Source organism: Mesorhizobium sp. M0001 (assembly GCF_040324255.1).
Lineage (GTDB): Bacteria > Pseudomonadota > Alphaproteobacteria > Rhizobiales > Rhizobiaceae > Mesorhizobium.
Genome location: NZ_JAMYVS010000009.1, coordinates 65,556 through 82,828, shown reverse-complemented (window position 1 = coordinate 82,828; position 17,273 = coordinate 65,556). Strand labels below are relative to the sequence as shown.

17 protein-coding genes are annotated in these 17,273 nt (G+C 62.9%); 6 read left to right on the top strand and 11 right to left on the bottom strand.

Annotated elements, in window-relative coordinates:
* Window positions 1-32 precede the first annotated feature (32 nt).
* From NKK50_RS23160 to NKK50_RS23140, 5 genes are all read left to right on the top strand, one after another.
* Entirely contained in the window at window positions 33-1,304 is a 1,272-nt protein-coding gene (locus tag NKK50_RS23160; protein WP_023693095.1) for an ABC transporter substrate-binding protein, read from the top strand.
* A gap of 96 nt (window positions 1,305-1,400) precedes the next feature.
* Complete coding sequence (locus NKK50_RS23155; protein ID WP_023683583.1) at window positions 1,401-2,267, top strand: carbohydrate ABC transporter permease; 867 nt, start codon at window positions 1,401-1,403, stop codon at window positions 2,265-2,267.
* Between the two features lie 11 nt (window positions 2,268-2,278).
* The gene (locus tag NKK50_RS23150; protein WP_352543904.1) at window positions 2,279-3,091 is read left to right on the top strand and encodes a carbohydrate ABC transporter permease; all 813 of its coding nucleotides are present in this window, start codon (window positions 2,279-2,281) and stop codon (window positions 3,089-3,091) included.
* A 15-nt stretch (window positions 3,092-3,106) separates the two neighbouring features.
* Complete coding sequence (locus NKK50_RS23145) at window positions 3,107-4,153, top strand: NAD(P)-dependent alcohol dehydrogenase (RefSeq protein WP_023700456.1); 1,047 nt, start codon at window positions 3,107-3,109, stop codon at window positions 4,151-4,153.
* Window positions 4,154-4,155: 2 nt separating this feature from the next.
* A complete protein-coding gene (locus tag NKK50_RS23140; RefSeq protein WP_023700457.1) occupies window positions 4,156-5,250 on the top strand; it encodes an ABC transporter ATP-binding protein in 1,095 nt (364 codons plus the stop codon).
* A 54-nt stretch (window positions 5,251-5,304) separates the two neighbouring features.
* Here NKK50_RS23140 and NKK50_RS23135 read toward each other — a convergent pair whose 3' ends face one another.
* The 10 genes from NKK50_RS23135 to NKK50_RS23090 all read right to left on the bottom strand — a co-directional run bounded on the left by NKK50_RS23135 (window position 5,305) and on the right by NKK50_RS23090 (window position 15,787).
* Window positions 5,305-6,891: an FGGY-family carbohydrate kinase gene (locus tag NKK50_RS23135; RefSeq protein ID WP_023750399.1), complete on the bottom strand. Its 1,587-nt coding sequence runs from the start codon at window positions 6,889-6,891 to the stop codon at window positions 5,305-5,307.
* A gap of 134 nt (window positions 6,892-7,025) precedes the next feature.
* Window positions 7,026-7,685: an HAD family hydrolase gene (locus NKK50_RS23130; RefSeq protein ID WP_023683588.1), complete on the bottom strand. Its 660-nt coding sequence runs from the start codon at window positions 7,683-7,685 to the stop codon at window positions 7,026-7,028.
* A gap of 11 nt (window positions 7,686-7,696) precedes the next feature.
* Entirely contained in the window at window positions 7,697-9,175 is a 1,479-nt protein-coding gene (locus NKK50_RS23125; RefSeq protein ID WP_352543903.1) for a mannitol dehydrogenase family protein, read from the bottom strand.
* 46 nt (window positions 9,176-9,221) lie between these two features.
* A complete protein-coding gene (locus NKK50_RS23120; protein ID WP_352519361.1) occupies window positions 9,222-9,992 on the bottom strand; it encodes an L-iditol 2-dehydrogenase in 771 nt (256 codons plus the stop codon).
* Complete coding sequence (locus NKK50_RS23115) at window positions 9,989-10,993, bottom strand: ABC transporter ATP-binding protein (RefSeq protein ID WP_352543902.1); 1,005 nt, start codon at window positions 10,991-10,993, stop codon at window positions 9,989-9,991. The genes NKK50_RS23120 and NKK50_RS23115 overlap by 4 nt, the downstream gene beginning before the upstream one ends.
* Before the next feature lie 50 nt (window positions 10,994-11,043).
* On the bottom strand, window positions 11,044-11,868 hold the full coding sequence (locus NKK50_RS23110; RefSeq protein WP_023671250.1) for a carbohydrate ABC transporter permease: 825 nt from the start codon (window positions 11,866-11,868) through the stop codon (window positions 11,044-11,046).
* 11 nt (window positions 11,869-11,879) lie between these two features.
* Window positions 11,880-12,752, bottom strand: coding sequence for a carbohydrate ABC transporter permease (locus NKK50_RS23105; protein WP_023671249.1), 873 nt, complete (start codon window positions 12,750-12,752; stop codon window positions 11,880-11,882).
* Between the two features lie 119 nt (window positions 12,753-12,871).
* Window positions 12,872-14,182 carry an ABC transporter substrate-binding protein gene (locus NKK50_RS23100; protein WP_023746514.1) on the bottom strand — a complete coding sequence of 437 codons (1,311 nt, stop codon included), beginning with the start codon at window positions 14,180-14,182 and terminating at the stop codon, window positions 12,872-12,874.
* 242 nt (window positions 14,183-14,424) lie between these two features.
* Window positions 14,425-14,766, bottom strand: coding sequence for a hypothetical protein (locus NKK50_RS23095; RefSeq protein WP_352543901.1), 342 nt, complete (start codon window positions 14,764-14,766; stop codon window positions 14,425-14,427).
* 112 nt (window positions 14,767-14,878) lie between these two features.
* Window positions 14,879-15,787, bottom strand: a complete 909-nt coding sequence (locus NKK50_RS23090) for a LysR substrate-binding domain-containing protein (RefSeq protein ID WP_023671245.1) — start codon at window positions 15,785-15,787, stop codon at window positions 14,879-14,881.
* 110 nt (window positions 15,788-15,897) lie between these two features.
* Between NKK50_RS23090 and NKK50_RS23085 the strand changes: the two genes are divergently transcribed.
* Window positions 15,898-16,083 (top strand): hypothetical protein, encoded by a 186-nt coding sequence (locus NKK50_RS23085; protein ID WP_023745868.1) that lies wholly within the window; start codon window positions 15,898-15,900, stop codon window positions 16,081-16,083.
* 37 nt (window positions 16,084-16,120) lie between these two features.
* Here the strand turns inward: NKK50_RS23085 and NKK50_RS23080 are convergent, their stop codons facing one another.
* Window positions 16,121-17,080, bottom strand: coding sequence for a sugar-binding transcriptional regulator (locus tag NKK50_RS23080; RefSeq protein ID WP_023689163.1), 960 nt, complete (start codon window positions 17,078-17,080; stop codon window positions 16,121-16,123).
* Window positions 17,081-17,273 lie beyond the last annotated feature (193 nt).

The window sequence follows — 17,273 nt, the reverse complement described above, 5'->3', positions numbered from 1 at the left end:
CTTCCTGCGACTGTTCCTGGAGGAGTAAATCAATGAAACCAATTCGGCTCGCTGCGAGCATAAGCGCAGCTTTCATGCTTACCACGACCCTCTCGACCATGGCGCTGGCGGCGCCGGTCTGCTCGGCGCCGGTCAAGGTGCTGGCGCAACCGCGTGACGGGCTGACGCTGCTGGAAGCGTCCAAGGACGAGTTCCAGAAACTGGCCGGCGCCAGCTTCCAGATCGACTATCTCAACGAGAACGACCGCCGGGCAAAGTCGCGCGCCGATGCGTCCACGGTCGGCAACTACAACGTCTACTATGTCGACGAAGCCAATGTCGCGCTGTTCGCCTCGTCGAAATGGATCGTGCCGCTCACCGACTATTACCCGGCTGACTACGACTACGCCGATTTCGACCCGGGCCGGCAGAAGGTCGCCACCTATGACGGCAAGGTGTGGTTCGCGCCGCTGACCGGCGGCGGCGACCTGATGGTCTACCGCAAGGACATTCTGGAAGCCGCCGGCATCCAGCCGCCGAAGACGCTGGACGAGTTGATCGCCGACGTGCCGAAGCTGACCGATCCCGACAAGGGCATGTACGGCATCGCGCTGCGCGGCGCGCGTGGCTCGGGCGCCAATGTCTGGCGCTGGATGCCGTTCTTCAAGGCCTATGGCGGAAAATGGTTCGACGGTGACAAGCCGGCTTTCAACTCCGAGGCCGCGGTCAAAGCGACCGAGACCTATCTTAAACTGTTCAAGGATTCAGCGCCCGGCACGCAGACCGGCAGCTGGGATGAATCGACCGGCGCCTTCCTGTCGGGCCAGGTTGCCATCTTGGTCGAATCGACGCCGCTGTCGGGCATGGCGGTCGACCCGAAGACCTCGCAAGTGGTCGGCAAGATCGGCTTCCTGCCGCCGCCCTCGCCACTGACCGGCGGCGGCTACGGCCACGGCCTCGCCATCGCCGCCAAGGCCAATGCCGATGACGCCGCGAAGCAATGCGCCGGCCTGTTCATCGCCTGGGCGACGTCGAAAGAGAACGAGAAGCGCCGGCTCGACGCGCACCAATTCGGCGAGCTCAACCGCACCAGCGTGCTGTCCAGCAAGGAGTTCGCCGACATCTATGGCGCCGATCTCGGCCAGGCGCTTGCCGATACCGGCAAGGTGACGGCGGTGAACTTCTGGCAGGATCCGCGCTGGCCGGATCTCGGCGACCGCTGGGGCATCATCCTGGAAGAGCTGGTCACCGGCACGCGCACCGACGTCAAGGGCGGCCTCGACGAACTCGAGGCCTACGCCAACGAGCTGGTGAAGAAGAAGTAATCCTCCCGCCCGCGGCGCGCGGTCCACGGATTCGACCGGATGCCGGGACCTGTGCGCCGCGGGTTCTCCCCAAAAGGCACAGCCCGAGGATAGGCAATGCGCCGACGCTCTTCCCTGCCCGTGACGTTTCTGGTTCCGACGCTCGCCATTCTTCTGGTGCTGTCGATGGTGCCGACGCTGTACGCCATCGTCATTGCGCTGCAGAACCGCGAGCTGAGCTCGTCGGACTATTCCTGGGTCTGGCTGTCGAACTTCATCGACCTGTTCGCCGACCGGCGTTTCCTCAACGCGGTCTGGGTTTCGGTGAAGTGGGAAATCGTCACCGTGGTGGCGACGATGATGGTGGCGATCGGGCTCGGCGTGCTGATGTTCGAAGTAGCGTCGCCGCGGCTGCGCAACATCTACTGCCTGCTGTTCATCATCCCGGTGCTGTTGCCGCGTGTCTCGGCGGCCTTCGTGTGGAAGTTTGCCTATCATCCGCTCTACGGCATCGCCACCTATCCCTACAGGCTGATCACCGGCGGGCTGATCTTCGACCCGCTGTCGAAGCCGTCGACGGCCCTGTTTGCCGTCGCCTCGGTCGATGTCTGGCAGTGGGGACTGTTCTTCGCGGTCATCGTGCTGAAGCTTCTGGAGACCTTGCCGCCGCAGCCGATCGAAGCGGCGCGGCTCGACCACGCCAAACGCTGGCAGATCCATGCCTATGTGACCTTGCCTATGCTGAAGGCGCCGCTGATCAGCCTGATGTTCGTCAAGATGATCGAATCGCTGCGCTCCTTCGACCTGATTTATGTGATGACGCGCGGCGGGCCGGGCGTGGCGACCGAGACGCTCGACATGTACGCCTTCTCGCAAGGCTTCATCGAATCCGGCAAGGTGTCCTATGCCTCGGCCATGGCGGTGCTGATGATGATCGCGACTGTCATCACCTTCACCATGCTGTGGAAGCGGGTGCAGGCATGAGGCCGTATCGCATGAGACCGGGCCGCCTCATCGGCAAGATCATCCTGGCCTTCGCCGGCTTCATGGCGGTGTTTCCGCTCGCCTGGACGGCGGTCAATTCGCTGAAGAACAATGTCGACATCATCACCCGCGTGCCGCGCCTGGTGTTTACCCCGACCTTCGACAATATCAGCTACATCATCGGCCGCGACAGCGTAATGACCGGTCTCTATAACTCGGTCATTTCCTGCGGCGTCGCCGTGCTGATCGGCGTCATGCTCGGCCTTCCGGCAGCCTATGCGGTGGCGCGCTATCCCAATCGCTTCGCTGGCGACATCCAGTTCTTCGTGTTGTCGCTGCGCTTCCTGCCCCCGGTGGCAGTCGCCATTCCGCTGATGGTGATCTGGCTGCAGATCGGGCTCTACGACACCGTGCCGGCGCTGATCGTCACCTATTCGCTGCTCACCATCTCGGTGATCATGTGGCTCGCCATTCCCGCCTTCCAGGCCGTGCCGAAGGAAATCGAGGAAGCCGCTTTCGTCGACGGCTACGGCGCTTACTCGGTGTTCTGGCGCATTGCGCTGCCGGTAGCGGCGCGCTCGCTGATCGGCGCCGTCGCCTTCAGCTTCGTGCTGGTGTGGAACGAATTCCTGATCGCGCTGATGCTGTCCAGTTCCAACGCCAAGACATTGCCGATCGTCGCTTCCGAACTTTCACAGCAAGGCATGAACGTGCCGTGGGGAATCCTCAACGCCTCGGTCGTGCTGTTGTCGCTACCGCCGCTGCTGTTCCTCGGCGTGCTCAGCGGCTTCCTGAATTCCGTTTTCCGGCAAAGAAAGACTTGATGCGAGGACTTACCTATGCGGGCACTGGTGCTTGAGAAAAAAGGCGAACTGTCGCTGCGCGAGATCGCGCTGCCGCTCGACGTCGGACCGGGCGATGTCAAGATCGCCATCCACACGGTCGGCGTCTGCGGCAGCGACGTGCACTATTACACCCATGGCGCCATCGGCAGCTATGTCGTGCGGGCCCCGATGGTGCTCGGCCACGAAGCCGCGGGAACGATCGTCGAGATCGGCGCCAATGTCGGCACGCTGAAGGTCGGCGACCGCGTCTGCATGGAGCCGGGCGTGCCGAACCTGTCGTCGCGCGCGACCAGGCTCGGCATCTACAATGTCGACCCTGACGTCTCCTTCTGGGCGACGCCGCCTGTGCATGGCGTGCTGGCGCCCTATGCCGTGCACCCGGCCGCCTTCACCTACAGACTGCCGGACAATGTCACCTTCGCCGAAGGCGCGATGGTCGAACCCTTTGCCATCGGCATGCAGGCGGCGCGCCGCGCCCGCATCGTGCCTGGCGACGTCGCCGTCGTCGTCGGCTGCGGCCCGATCGGCATCATGATCGCGCTGGCGGCGCTGGCCGGCGGCTGCTCGAAGGTGCTGATCTCCGATTTTTCCGCACCCAAGCTCAAGATTGCCGCGCAATATCCCGGCATCGTGCCGGTCAATATAGGTGAGCAATCGCTGGTCGACGCAGTCTCCGCCGCGACCGACAATTGGGGCGCGGATATCGTGTTCGAGGCGAGCGGCAGCCCGAAGGCATTCTCCGACCTGTTCGATGTCGTGCGGCCGGGCGGCGCGGTGGTGCTGGTCGGACTGCCGGTCGAACCGGTCAGCCTCAACGTTCCGGCGGCGATCTCCAAGGAAGTGCGCATCGAGACGGTGTTCCGTTACGCCAACATCTTCGACCGCGCGCTGCAGCTGATCGCCTCGGGGAAGGTCGACCTCAAGCCGCTGATCACCGGCACTTATGATTTCTCGGACAGCATCGAGGCCTTCGAGCGGGCGGCGCAAGGCAAGCCGCAAGACGTCAAGCTGCAAATCCTTCTTACCGGCGAGAAGGGCTGACCATGTCCGCGATCGTTTGCTCCCATGTCGACAAGGCTTACGGCGCCACTACCGTCATCCGAGACCTCAATCTCTCGATCGAGGAGCACGAATTCGTCGTATTCCTCGGCCCGTCCGGCTGCGGCAAGTCGACCTTGCTCAGGATGCTGGCCGGACTGGAGGATATCAGCGGCGGGGAAGTGTCGATCGGCGGCAAAGTGGTCAACGATCTCGAGCCCGGCGAGCGCGGCATTGCCATGGTTTTCCAGAACTATGCGCTCTACCCGCATATGACGATCTTCGACAATATCGCCTTTGGGCTCAAGCGACAGAAAGTGCCCCCGGCCGAGATCCGGAAGCGGGTCGAGGCGGTGGCAACGACGCTCGGCCTCGAACCTTACCTCGCCCGCAAGCCGACCGAACTTTCCGGCGGCCAGCAGCAGCGCGTGGCGATTGCGCGCGCCATGATCAAGACGCCGAAAGTGTTCCTGTTCGACGAGCCGCTGTCGAATCTCGACGCCAAACTTCGCAACCATATGCGGGTCGAAATCGCCCGCCTGCACCAGTCGCTGAAGACCACTACCGTCTATGTCACCCACGACCAGCTCGAAGCGATGACGCTGGCCGACCGGATAGTGCTGCTCAGGGATGGCGTCATCGAACAGATCGGCTCGCCGGCCGAGATCTATCGCCAGCCGGGCAATCTGTTCGTCGCCGGCTTCATCGGTACGCCGAACATGAATTTCATCGACGTGGCCGTCGGGCGGAAGGACGAACGCTGGACGCTGACAGGCGGCGGCTCGACCTTCTTCATAGAAGGCCTGGGCTTCGATCTGCGCGGCGTCCATCGCGCCGTGCTTGGAATCCGACCGCCGGACCTGAAGACCGCCGGTGCTCAGAGCATCAATCTTCTGCAAGGCACCGCCGACCTCATCGAGTTCCACGGCAATGACGCGCTGGTGACGTTCGCCTGCGGCGGCAAGGAGGTCGGCGCGTTGGTATCGGCCCGCGAATGCCCGGCGTTGCGCGCGCCTGTGCGCTACACATTCGAGGAGGAGAGCGTGCATCTGTTCGACGCGGCGACCGGCGCATCCTTGCGCCGGCGAGAGGAGGCCTAGATTTGGTACGCAATTCCGGACGGAAAACCGTTTCACACTTTTCCTGCAATTGCTCTAGCTGATGGCGTCGAGCTCCTGCCGCTGGCGGTGCATTTCGAGGAAAATCCTGTAGTCGCGGTCGAAGCGGCCTGACGCGGCCGGGTTCGAGGTGCGCGCCCTGCCGCCTTGCTGCATGGCGACGCAAGCGGCATTCAGGTCCGGGAACAGACCGGCCGCGGTGGCGGCGACCATGCCGGTGCCGAGCAGAACGGCTTCGTCGGCCAGCGGCTCGATCACCGCGCAGCCGGTCGCGTCGGCATAAAGCTCCATCAGCAACGGGTTCTTGGTGTGGCCGCCGGTGACATGCAGCGTGTCGATGAGATAGCCGTTCTCGTTCAGCGCCTCCAGCACATGGCGCACGCCGAGTGCGATGCCGACGGCGGTGCGCCAATACAGCTTGCACAGACTGTCGAAGGAGGAATCCAGCGTCAGCCCGCTGACCACGCCGACGGCATGCGGGTCGGCAAGCGGCGAGCGGTTGCCGTGGAAATCCGGCAGTACATGCAACCTCGCCGCCAGCTTGTCGCCTTCGGTGCTGCGCAGTTCAGCGACGCGCCTGGCGATCTTGGCATGCATGGCCGCATCCGGCTCGCCGCCGGCGCCATGCCAGCGAATGATGTGGTCGAGCAAGGCACCAGTGGCCGACTGTCCGCCTTCCGACAGCCAGAGCTTTGGCAGTGCGGCGCCATAGTATGGACCCCAGACGCCGGCGAAAGGCTGCGGGTCGGGCGACATCGCCATGACGCAGGACGAGGTGCCGGCGATCAATGCCAGATGGCGGCCGATATTCTGCTCGTCGCCAGCAAAGCCGCCGAGCACGCCAAGCGCGCCGGCATAGGCATCGATGACGCCGGCGCCGACCCGACAGTTTTCGCTCAAGCCCAACTCCGCCGCCGCTTCAGGGGTGAGCGTGCCGATGTCTGCGCCGACAGCACTTGCCTTCTCCGGCAGGCTGCCGTGTTCGAACAGATCGCCAAGCCCGACCCTGTCGAAGAAGTCACGGCGCCAGCCGGTTTCCTCATGCGCCAGATAGGTCCATTTGGCGGTCAGCGTGCATTGCGAGCGCGCCAGCGACCCGGTCGCCTTCCAGGTCAGGAAATCGGTGAGGTCGAATAGGTAGCCGGCTTCATGCCAAGTTCCCGGCAGATTGCGCTTTAGCCACATCAGCTTCGGCGTCGCCATTTCCGGCGACATGACGCCACCGATATAGTCGAGTACGGCGTGGCCGCTATCGGTGCATTCATCTGCCTCGGCGATGGCGCGATGGTCGAGCCAGACGATGGTGTCCCAGCGCCGTTCGCCCGTCACCGAGACGCTGAGCTGGCCGGCATTCCTGTCCAGCACCACCAGCGAGCAGGTGGCGTCGAACGACATGCCGACAATATCGTCGGCTGACACACCGGCCTTTTCGCGCGCGGCACGCACCGCGATGCAGACCGCCGACCAGATATCCTGCGAATTGTGCTCGGCGTGATCGGCCTTCGGCTGGTTCATGACGATCGGATGCTCGGCGCGGCCGAGCAAGGTGCCTGACGTATCGAGAATGCCCGCGCGGGCGCTCCCGGTGCCGACATCGACCGCGCAAACGAAGCTCTTCGTCAAGATGCTTTTACTCTCGCTCCCTAGAGCCGTATGATTTCAGGTCTGTTCGACCTGAAATCTGAATCCGTCTCTAAATCAAAGAAGTAGAGCATGATGTCGTCCGAAAACCGCTTCACACTTTTCGGCATCATGCTCTAGCCTGCAATCAGATCGGGCAATTGCAGCATGTCCGCGAATATAAAGTCCGGTTCACTCGACGCAAGCCGCGCTTTCAAGGCCGGGTTGCCGGCGTGCGAACCGCCGGTGAAAGCAAAGACGCGCATACCGGCCGCACGCGCCGCCGCGATGCCGGCAGGGCTGTCCTCGATTACGATGCAATTACCGGGATGCGCGCGCATAGCAGCGGCGGCATGGAGAAAAAGATCCGGCGCCGGCTTGCCGCGCGCGACCATGGCAGCGCTGAACAGATGGGGCTCGAGCAGGCCGAGCAGGCCGGTAACGTCGAGCGCATAGCGAATGCGGTCGAGCGTGCCGGAGGAAGCGACGCAGCAGGGCACGCCCAGCCTCGGCAGGATGTCGCTGATGCCGGGAATCGGCTTCAGCTCCTCGCGGAATTTGCGCATCAGCTCGACGCGCATATCGGTCAGATGCACGTCGGTGATGTCGATGGTGAAATCGCGAAGAAGTATCTCGCGCACGCTCTTCATGCTCTTGCCGAGGAAATGCTCGTAGGCCGCATCCTCGCTGACCGAGCCCCCGGCGGCAGAGATCATGCCGAGCAGAGCCGAAACCGACAGCGCCTCGCTGTCGACCAGCACGCCGTCACAGTCGAAGATGACCAGTTCGGGCGTCATTGCGGCTGGCGTCAGAGCTTGCCGGAGATGTAGCGCGTCAGCGTCGCGCGCGTGCCATTCGCCCACAAGACGTTGAGCGCATGGGCAAAGACCTCGGCGAACGGCGCCGAGCGGCCGACACCGCCATAGATATCCTCCATCGCAAGCCAGGCACCGGGCTTATCCTTCGCCGCCTTCGCGCTTGCCTGCAGCCGGTCCCAGCTGGGATCGTTGGCTTCGATGTCGGCGCCGCTGTCGGTGGTGCCGAAACAGTAGCGGCACCACAGCGCGGACTCGAGCGCCAGACCCGCGACGCCTTTGCCGGCCTTCAGCCGGTCGGCAATGGTCGGGATGATGAATTTCGGCTGCCGGTTGGAACCGTCGAGGCAGAGCCGGCGGATGGTGTCGCCGATCTTGGGGTTGGAAAAGCGCTGCTCGATGAGCTGATAATAATCCTCCAGCACGGTGTCCGGCACCGGTGGCACGGTCGGGATGATCTCGTCATGCTCGAGCTTGGCGAGGAAGCCGCGCACCAGCGGCTCCTGCATCGCCTCATGGACGAAATGGATGTCCATCAACCCTGCGGGATAAGCGATCGTGGCATGACCGCCATTGAGGATGCGGATCTTCATCAGCTCATAGGGCGCGACATCCCTCACGAATTGCACACCGACCTTTTCCAGCGGTGGGCGGCCGTCGGTGAAACGGTCTTCCAGCACCCATTGCTTGAACGGCTCGCAGAACACCGGCCAGTTGTCCTCAAGGCCGAACTCCGAGGCGAGAATACCGCGCTCGCGGTCGGAGGTGGCGGGCGTGATGCGGTCGACCATGCCGTTGGGAAAGGCGACATTGTCGCTGACCCAGTTCGCCAGATCCTCGTCGATCAGCCGGGCCAGCCCAATGACGCCATCCGAGGTGACATGGCCATTATGAGGGATGTTGTCGCAGGACATGACGGTGAACGGCACGATGCCGTCGGCCCGGCGGCGCATCAGGCCCGCAAGGATGAGGCCGAACACCGTCTTCGGCGTCGTGCCTGCCTGTGCGTCGGCGACGATGTCGGGGTGGGTCGGGTTGAACTTGCCGGAGGCCGGATCGATGAAATAACCGCCTTCCGTGATGGTCAGCGAGACGATCTTGATCGCCGGATCGGCGAGCTGGTCGATGATCGCATCCGCATCGCCGGGCGTCAGGAAGTCGATCATGACGCCGGTGACGCGGGCGCTCATATGATCGGAATCCTGCTCGACCACGGTGGTCAGCCAGTCCTGCTCCTGCAGCTTGGAACGGCCGATTTTTTCGCCCTCGAAGACCCCGGCGCCGACCAGCGCCCAGTCATGGCCGATGCCTGCATTGAAGAGATCGTCGAGATAGACCGCCTGATGCGAGCGATGGAAATTGCCGACGCCGAAATGCACGATACCGGGTTTGAGCGCAGCGCGGTCGTATTTCGGACCGGCGACCTTGGCGGGGAGTTCCGAGAGGATCGAGGAGGAGAGTTTCACGGTCATTTTTCTACCCTTTTGGCCGGGCTGCGGCCTGCGTGATCCCGGCCCATCAACTCATCCATTGGCCGCCATCGACATTGTAGGTCTGGGCGACAATGTATTCGGCGTCGTCGCTGGCCAGGAACACCGCCATGCCGGTCAGGTCCTCCGGCTTGCCCATGCGGCCATAGGGCACGCCCTCGCCGACCAGCCGCTTCTTCTCGCCCTTCGCCCGGTTCTCATATTTGGCGAACAGCGCATCGACCTCATCCCACATATCGCTGTCGACGACGCCGGGCGCGATGCCATTGACGTTGATGCGGTGCTTGATCAGGTCGAGCCCGGCGGACTGGGTCAGCGAAATCACCGCGGCCTTGGTGGCGCAATAGACGGCGACCAGCGGCTCGCCGCGCCGTCCTGCCTGGCTGGCGATGTTGATGATCTTGCCGCCCTTGCCCCTTGCGATCATCGAACGCGCCGCTGCCTGCAGCATGAACAAAGTGCCGGCGACGTTGACGGAGAACAATTTGTCATAGCTCGCTTCGGTGATCTCGACGATCGGCGCCAAGTCGAACAAGGCAGCATTGTTAATCAGTATGTCGAGGCCGCCGGTCTTTGTTTCGACCGCCTTGACCGCCGCCTGGATCGAAGCAAGGTCGCTGACGTCGAGCCTGACCGGATAGGCGTTGGCGCCAATCTCGGCGGCCGTCTTTTCGGCAGCCGCCAGATTGATGTCGGCAATGGCCACCGTGGCACCCTCGCGCGTATAGGCTTCGGCAAAAGCCCTGCCGATGCCGCGCGCGGATCCGGTGATCAGCGCCGATTTGCCTTTCAGTCTCACTGCGTCAGCGCCTTTCCGTCGGGGCCGAAGCGATGCATGCGGACCTTGTCCGGCGTCAAATAGATGGTGTCGCCGTGGCGTACGGCCAGTTCGCCATCGGCGCGTACCGTCAGCGGACCGACGCCGTCGGCCTGGACATGCAGGAAGGTGTCGGAGCCCAGATGCTCGGCGACGCCGACAAGGGCTTTCCAGTCGCCCGCTGTGGTCGATATCCCCATATGCTCAGGACGAATGCCGATGGTCTTGGCGTTGTATTTGGCCGCCGGCGCACCTTCGATCAGGTTCATTTTCGGCGAACCGATGAAGCCCGCCACGAACAGGTTCTTCGGCGACTTGTAGAGTTCCATCGGCGAGCCGACCTGTTCGATGTTGCCGGCGTTGAGCACGACGATCTTGTCGGCCATGGTCATGGCTTCGATCTGGTCGTGGGTGACGTAGACCATCGTCGTCTTGAGCTGATGGTGCAGCTCGCTGATTTCGAGCCGCATGGTGCCGCGCAGTGCGGCGTCGAGATTGGACAGCGGCTCGTCGAACAGGAATGCCGAGGGCTGGCGCACGATGGCGCGGCCGATGGCGACGCGTTGCCGCTGGCCGCCAGAGAGCTGGCCGGGCCGGCGTTCGAGATAGTTGGTGAGGTTGAGGACCCGGGCTGCGTCCTTCACCTTCTTGTCGATCGTCGCCACATCCTCGCCCGCCATCTTCAGCGGGAAGCCGATGTTCTTGGCCACCGTCATATGCGGATAGAGCGCATAGGACTGGAATACCATGGCCAGCTTGCGCTTGGCCGGCGCCTCGCCGGTGACGTCACGGCCATCGATGTTGATGGTGCCCCCGCTGGTGTCCTCGAGCCCGGCGATGAGGCGCAGCAACGTGGACTTGCCGCAACCCGACGGCCCGACGAAGACGACGAACTTGCCATTCTCGATGACCAGGTCGAGGCCTGGAATGATGACCGTCGATCCGAAATGCTTGGAGACGTTCTTGAGCGTGATGTTTCCCATGGTTTCCTCCCCGAGGGGTTATTTGGCCGGATTGCTTCAGGCAACGTCCGTTATTTTACCGCACCGAAGGTCAGCCCGCGCACCAGCTGCTTCTGGCTGAACCAGCCCATGATCAGGATGGGCGCGATGGCCAGCGTCGATGCCGCCGAAAGCTTGGCCCAGAACAGGCCTTGCGGGCTTGAGAACGAACTGATGAAGGCCGTCAGCGGCGCCGCCTCGGTGGTGGTCAGGCGGATGGTCCAGAACGCTTCGTTCCACGCCAGGATGATGTTGAGCAGCATGGTCGAGGCGATGCCCGGCACGGCCATGGGGGTCAGCACATAGACGATCTCGCCCCACAGGGTGGCGCCGTCCATGCGTGCCGCTTCCAGGATCTCGCCGGGGATTTCGCGGAAGTAGGTGTAGAGCATCCAGATCACGATCGGCAGGTTGATCAGCATCAGCATGATCATCAGGCCGATGCGGCTGTCGAGCAGTCCGGCATCGCGGAAGATGAGGTAGATCGGGAACAGCACGGCAACGGCCGGCATCATCTTGGTCGAGAGCATCCACATCAGGATGTCCTTGGTCCACTTGCCCGGCGAGAAGGCCATCGACCAGGCGGCCGGAACCGCGACGATCAGGGCCAGGATGGTCGAGCCGACCGAGAGCAGCACCGAGTTGAAGAAGAACTTGAAGTAGCCGCTCTGCGCCTGGACCTCGGTATAGCTCTCGAACGTCCCCGACGGGATCAGCGCGAAGCCCTGGATGGCCTCCTGCTCCGACTTGAACGAGGTGATGATCGTGTAGAGGATCGGGAAGAAGATCAGCAGCGCGACGATCCAGGCGGCGCCTGTCGCAATGACCTTGTGTTGGGTGGTGACTGCGCGTGCCATCGTATCCTCCCTTACTTGTCCAGGTTCTTGCCGACCGCGCGCATGGCGAAGAAGGCGACGATGTTGGCGAGAATGACGGCGATGACACCGCCGGCCGATGCCTGGCCGATTTTGAACTCCAGCAATGCCTTCTGGTAGACGAGGAAGGGCAGGTTGGTGGAGGCATAGCCGGGTCCGCCATTGGTGGTGACCAGGATTTCGGCATAGACCGACAGCAGGAAGATGGTCTGGATCAGGATGACGACGGTGATGGCGCGCGACATGTGCGGCAGCGTCAGATAGATGAAGCGGCTGACGAAGCCGGCGCCGTCCATCTCGGCGGCTTCCTTCTGCTCGCCGTCGAGCGACTGCAATGCGGTCAGCAGGATCAGCGTTGCGAAGGGCAGCCATTGCCAGGCGACGATGATGATGATGGCAAGCATCGGATGCTGCCCGAACCAGTCGATCGGTTGAGCCCCGAAGAAGCGCGCAATGTCGGCAAAGACGCCGTATTGCGGGTGCATGATCATGTTCTTCCAGACAAGTGCAGCCACCGGCGGCATGACGAAGAACGGAGAGATGACGAGGATGCGGACGATCCCCTGTCCCCACATCGGCTGATCGATCAACAGCGCCAGCATGATGCCGCCGATGACGGTGATCAGCAGCACGCTGCCCACCAGGACCAGCGTGTTGAGGATCGACTGCAGGAATGCCGGGTTGGAATAGAACAGCGAGTAATTCGAGAACCAGACAAACCCGTCGCGGATCGGATTGAGCGGATTGTACTGCTGGAAGGAGAACCAGATCGTGAGTGCCAGCGGCACGATCATCCAGACGAACAGCAGCACCACGGATGGCGCCAACATAAAGCGGGCAAGCGAACGGGTCTGCTGAGTAGCCATGACGGTCACCCTTCAAGGTCAGCCAAATTTTCAGGTGTGTGAAAGGGGCCGCCCGAACTGGGATTCGGGCGGCCGTTGCCGGCCAAGGAGGCGACCGGCATTCGGCACCGGGAGGAGCCTTACTTGATATAACCGCCTTCGGTCATGGTCGCCGTGGCGGCGTCCTGCGCCTGCTTGAGCGCGTCGTCTACGCTGGTCTGGCCGGCGAGCGCCGCCGAGAACAGCTGGCCAACGGTTGTGCCGAGGCCCTGGAACTCAGGAATGGCGACGAACTGCACACCGACATAGGGCACCGGCTTGACCGTCGGATGCGCCGGATCGGCGGCATTGATCGAGTCCAGCGTCATCTTGGCGAACGGGGCCGCCTTCTGGTACTCGGGATTGGCGTAGAGCGAGGAACGCGTTCCCGGAGGAACGTTGGCCCAGCCTTCCTTGGAAGCGACCAGTTCGGCATAGTGCTTGCTGGTCGCCCATGAGACGAACTTCTGGGCGGATTCCGCCTTCTGCGTGCCTGCGGGGATCGCCAGCGACCATGCCCAGAGCCAGTTGGCGCGCTTGCCGAGGCCATTGTCCGGCGCCAAAGCATAACCGACCTTGTCGGCCACCTTCGAGGCCTTCGGATCCGAGACGAAGGACGCCGCCACGGTGGCGTCGATCCACATGCCGCACTTGCCTTGCTGGAACAGAGCCAGATTCTCGTTGAAGCCGTTGGACGAAGCGCCTTCCGGACCGTCGGCCTTCATCAGGTCGACATAGAACTGCAGTGTGTTCTTCCATTCCGGTTGGTCGAACTGCGGCTTCCAGTTCTCGTCGAACCAGCGGGCGCCAAACGAGTTGGACATGGCCGTCAGGAACGCCGTGTTCTCGCCCCAGCCGGCCTTGCCGCGCAGGCATACGCCGTTCACGCCATTGGCGCGGTCGGTCATCTTGTCGGCGGCCTGCTTGATGAAGTCCCACGTCGGGGCATCGGGCATGGTCAGCCCGGCCTTCTCGATCAGGTCCTTGCGGTACATGACGAAGGAGCTTTCGCCGTAGAAGGGCGCGGCATAGAGCTTGCCGTCGACCGAGAGGCCGCCGGCGATGGCCGGGATGATGTCCTTGGCGTCATAGTCGTCGCCGAGCTTGTCGAGCGGCAACAGCCAGCTCTGCTTGGCCCAGATCGGAACCTCGTAGGTGCCGATCGTCATCACGTCATACTGGCCGCCCTTGGTTGCGATGTCGGTGGTGACGCGCTCGCGCAGCACGTTCTCTTCGAGCGTGACCCAGTTCAGCTGGATGTCGGGGTTCGCCTTGGTGAAGTCGTCCGTCAGCTTTTGCATGCGGACCATGTCGCCATTGTTGACCGTGGCGATGGTGATGGATTCGGCGTGTGCGGCAAAAGCGAAAGCGCTGGCCGACAACAAGCCCAGGGTGAGCGTGCGCAGTTTCATCAAATTCCTCCCATGAACCAAGATGAGCATTTGCCTTGGTAATGGGCAATTACTCACTTGGCATAAATTATGTCAAGCCAGATTCGATGCTGCAGCGCAGCACGCAAGGCGGAGCGCGGCGTTGCGCGCGTAGAGGATATTGAACGGATTTGGGAAGCTGTTTGCACGGGATGTGAGAGCGGGTAGATGCCGACCCATCGCAACCCAATCATGGCGCCAAGGGAGCGATGGGGCCCAGCCCGTCAGCCGTGGGACGGGTAGCTTCCGACGGAATATTCGAAAACCCTGCCGTCGCGTGTTTGCTTGGCTCTGGTCAGCACTTCCGTCACCTGGATCCAGCTGGGCTCGTCCTTGCGCAGCCTAACTTCCCGGCCGATTGCCTTCACGGCAGCTTGAAACGGCGTAGATGCTTCGATCACCTGCGTCGTGCGCACGGTGTTGTTTTCGATTTCTTCGACGCGATAGACTTTCATCAGCCGGCTGATCGACCCTGTTTCAATCTGCAGACGATTGATCCTGCTCAATTGGGTCGTCACAAGCACAAGCCTATGCCGGGCGAGTGATATCGACAGCGTTTTTGTCAAGCTTGGTTAACCGGGTGGCCCGATCGCAGCTGTTTGTCCGCGAAAGCGAGCATTCGTCGCGGATCCATGGCTCGCTTTGCATCTCGGAAATCAATCCGCGAGTCGCTCGCCCTCAGGCGCAGGCGATCTCGGCCAGGATCCAGTCCCGGAAGGCTTTTATCTTCGGCACGTTGCGACGCGCCGTCGGGTAGACCAGCCAATAGGCGTGGCCGTCGTCGCCGACTAGGTCGAAGGGCTGGATCAGGCGGCCGGCGGCGAGCTCGGTCTTGAACAATGCGGTGGTCAGGATCGCCACACCATGGCCGGCGATGGCCGCGTTCGCCTCATAGGCCTGCGCGCCCATGCTGGTGCCGGTGCGCCTGGCAAGTTCGTCCGCCGGGACGCCGGCAAGGGCGAACCATTCCCGCCACCAGATGTCGCCGGGATCGAGAATGGGCAGCTTGAACAGGTCGGCGGGTTCGTGGACGCCACCTATGGTGGCAGCGAGTGCCGGGCTCAGCACCGGGGTGAAATCGGCCTTGAACAAAAGATGGGTCTCCACTCCAGGCCACTTGCCGCTGCCGGAGCGGATAGCGATGTCCATGTCCTCGCGGGCAAAATCGATCACCCTGTTCGAGGTATCGACGCGCACCGCCAGCGACGGATGCGCGACCTGGAAGGAGCCGAGATGCTGCGCCAGCCAGTTCGAGGCGAAGGTCAGCAGCGTCGAGACACACAGCACACCATCGGCGCCCCCACGCGCGGCGGAATAGGCGCTTGAGAGCAGGCTGAACGCCTCGCTGACGGCGGGCGCCAGGCGCTGGCCGGGTTCCGTCAGCACAATCTGTCGCGGCTGGCGCAGGAACAGCGGCGAACCGATGCGCTCTTCCAGAAGCTTGATCTGATAACTGGCGGCGGCCTGCGTCATGCCGAGTTCCTGCGCGGCCTTGGTGAAGGAGAGATGCCGCGCGACGGCTTCGAACACCCTGATGGCCTGCAGCGGCGGCAACTGGGCGAGCTGTGGTGCCTTGAGATCGGGCATAAGCCCTCCTTATGGGTCGTGATCGACGTTTGATTGGCGGCAAGAGGCAATCAGGCCGATATCTGGTGTCAACGATCAATCAAGTTCAAGCATAGCGGAGGCTGAAGATCATGACCACGGTACAGCAAAAGCTCCATTCGACCCCGGCGCAGAGCTGGTTTTCCCTGCTGGCGCATGAATTCTCCCTGCTTGTGCACCGCCGGCGCGGCTACATCGACGTCCGGGAGCTGTCGCCGCATTTGCAGCGCGACATGGGCTTCCTCGACGGCAACGACCCGTCCGGGCGCTGCAAATAACGTGTTGGATTTTATCGATGGGCTGCTTAATTGGTAATCAGGCACCGTCGAGCAGGGCCGTGGCGGTCCGCTCGTCGGTGATGAGGCCATTGACCAGCCGGCGGTTCACCGCGGCCAGGATGCCCGGCAATTTGCGCTCGCCCATGGCGAGCGCAATGACCAGCGACTTTTCGCGTGACGGCAAGGCTGCCGACGATACCCGGTCGTTGGTGATGCCCTCGATCATGCGGCCTTCCCGATCGAACACCCAGCCGACGATCTCGGCGACGCCGCCAGCCTTTTGCAACGCCTTCAACTCGCTTTCCGAGATAAAACCGTCCTCGTAGAGCGGCGCCTTCGGGCCGAGATCGCCGATGCCGACAAAGGTCACGTCGGCTTCCGCGGCCAGCGCCAGCGTCGGTTGGATCATCGGCTGGGCAAGCAGCATCTCGCGCTCTTCCGGCGACGAGGCGATGACCGGCAGCGGCATCGGGAACGAGCGCGCCTTGACCCGGTCGGCCATGGTGAAGATGACGTTGTAGAAGGCGGCCGAACCGTCGGGCGAGATGTTGCCGGTCAAGGACACAACCTTGTGCTGCGAGCATTCCATCGGCGGCAATTGCTCGATCGCCGCCTTCAGCGTGCGGCCGGTGCCGATGGCCAAGACGATGGGCGTCGGTGACCGCAGCCGCCGCTCGATCTCGGCCGCAGCCGCCTCGGCAATGCCGATCGTGGTCGAGGATGAGGTTGGATCGCTCGGCACCACTTCGACGAGGTCGAGCGCGAAGCGTGACTTCAGTCTAGCTGCGAGATCAAGGCAATTGGCGATCGGGTGATCGACGCGAACCTTGATCAGCCCCTCCGACACCGCCAGCGACACCAGCCGCTGCGCCGTCTGCCGGGAAATGCCGAGCGTGGCGGCGATCTGGTCCTGGGTGTTGCCGGCAACATAATAAAGCCAGCCGGCGCGCGCTGCCTCGTCCAGCCTGCTGCTGCCGCCGTCTTGCCGCGAATTCAAAATGTGCCTCCAGCCCTGCCCCTTTGCCCGCCCTTAGGCGAAGCGTCATAGTCTTGCAGGGAATGTGTCGGCGCGCAATTGTCTATCGGCAGGGCAATTGCTTGCTGCTTCGATCCGGCCGCCGCGCGGCAACCAACCAAGCGAAAATCGCCAGCGGACGGGCTCGGCGGTTTATCTCCTGATACAAACGCTT

Excerpts from the sequence above, each read along its gene's own strand:
- NKK50_RS23155 (WP_023683583.1), top strand. The coding sequence starts at position 1,401 with ATGCGCCGACGCTCTTCCCTGCCCGTGACGTTTCTGGTTCCGACGCTC.
- NKK50_RS23150 (WP_352543904.1), top strand. The coding sequence starts at position 2,279 with ATGAGACCGGGCCGCCTCATCGGCAAGATCATCCTGGCCTTCGCCGGC.
- NKK50_RS23115 (WP_352543902.1), bottom strand. The coding sequence starts at position 10,993 with ATGGGAAACATCACGCTCAAGAACGTCTCCAAGCATTTCGGATCGACG.
- NKK50_RS23105 (WP_023671249.1), bottom strand. The coding sequence starts at position 12,752 with ATGGCTACTCAGCAGACCCGTTCGCTTGCCCGCTTTATGTTGGCGCCA.
- NKK50_RS23140 (WP_023700457.1), top strand. The coding sequence starts at position 4,156 with ATGTCCGCGATCGTTTGCTCCCATGTCGACAAGGCTTACGGCGCCACT.
- NKK50_RS23130 (WP_023683588.1), bottom strand. The coding sequence starts at position 7,685 with ATGACGCCCGAACTGGTCATCTTCGACTGTGACGGCGTGCTGGTCGAC.
- NKK50_RS23160 (WP_023693095.1), top strand. The coding sequence starts at position 33 with ATGAAACCAATTCGGCTCGCTGCGAGCATAAGCGCAGCTTTCATGCTT.
- NKK50_RS23090 (WP_023671245.1), bottom strand. The coding sequence starts at position 15,787 with ATGCCCGATCTCAAGGCACCACAGCTCGCCCAGTTGCCGCCGCTGCAG.
- NKK50_RS23125 (WP_352543903.1), bottom strand. The coding sequence starts at position 9,175 with ATGACCGTGAAACTCTCCTCCTCGATCCTCTCGGAACTCCCCGCCAAG.
- NKK50_RS23100 (WP_023746514.1), bottom strand. The coding sequence starts at position 14,182 with ATGAAACTGCGCACGCTCACCCTGGGCTTGTTGTCGGCCAGCGCTTTC.
- NKK50_RS23145 (WP_023700456.1), top strand. The coding sequence starts at position 3,107 with ATGCGGGCACTGGTGCTTGAGAAAAAAGGCGAACTGTCGCTGCGCGAG.
- NKK50_RS23085 (WP_023745868.1), top strand. The coding sequence starts at position 15,898 with ATGACCACGGTACAGCAAAAGCTCCATTCGACCCCGGCGCAGAGCTGG.
- NKK50_RS23110 (WP_023671250.1), bottom strand. The coding sequence starts at position 11,868 with ATGGCACGCGCAGTCACCACCCAACACAAGGTCATTGCGACAGGCGCC.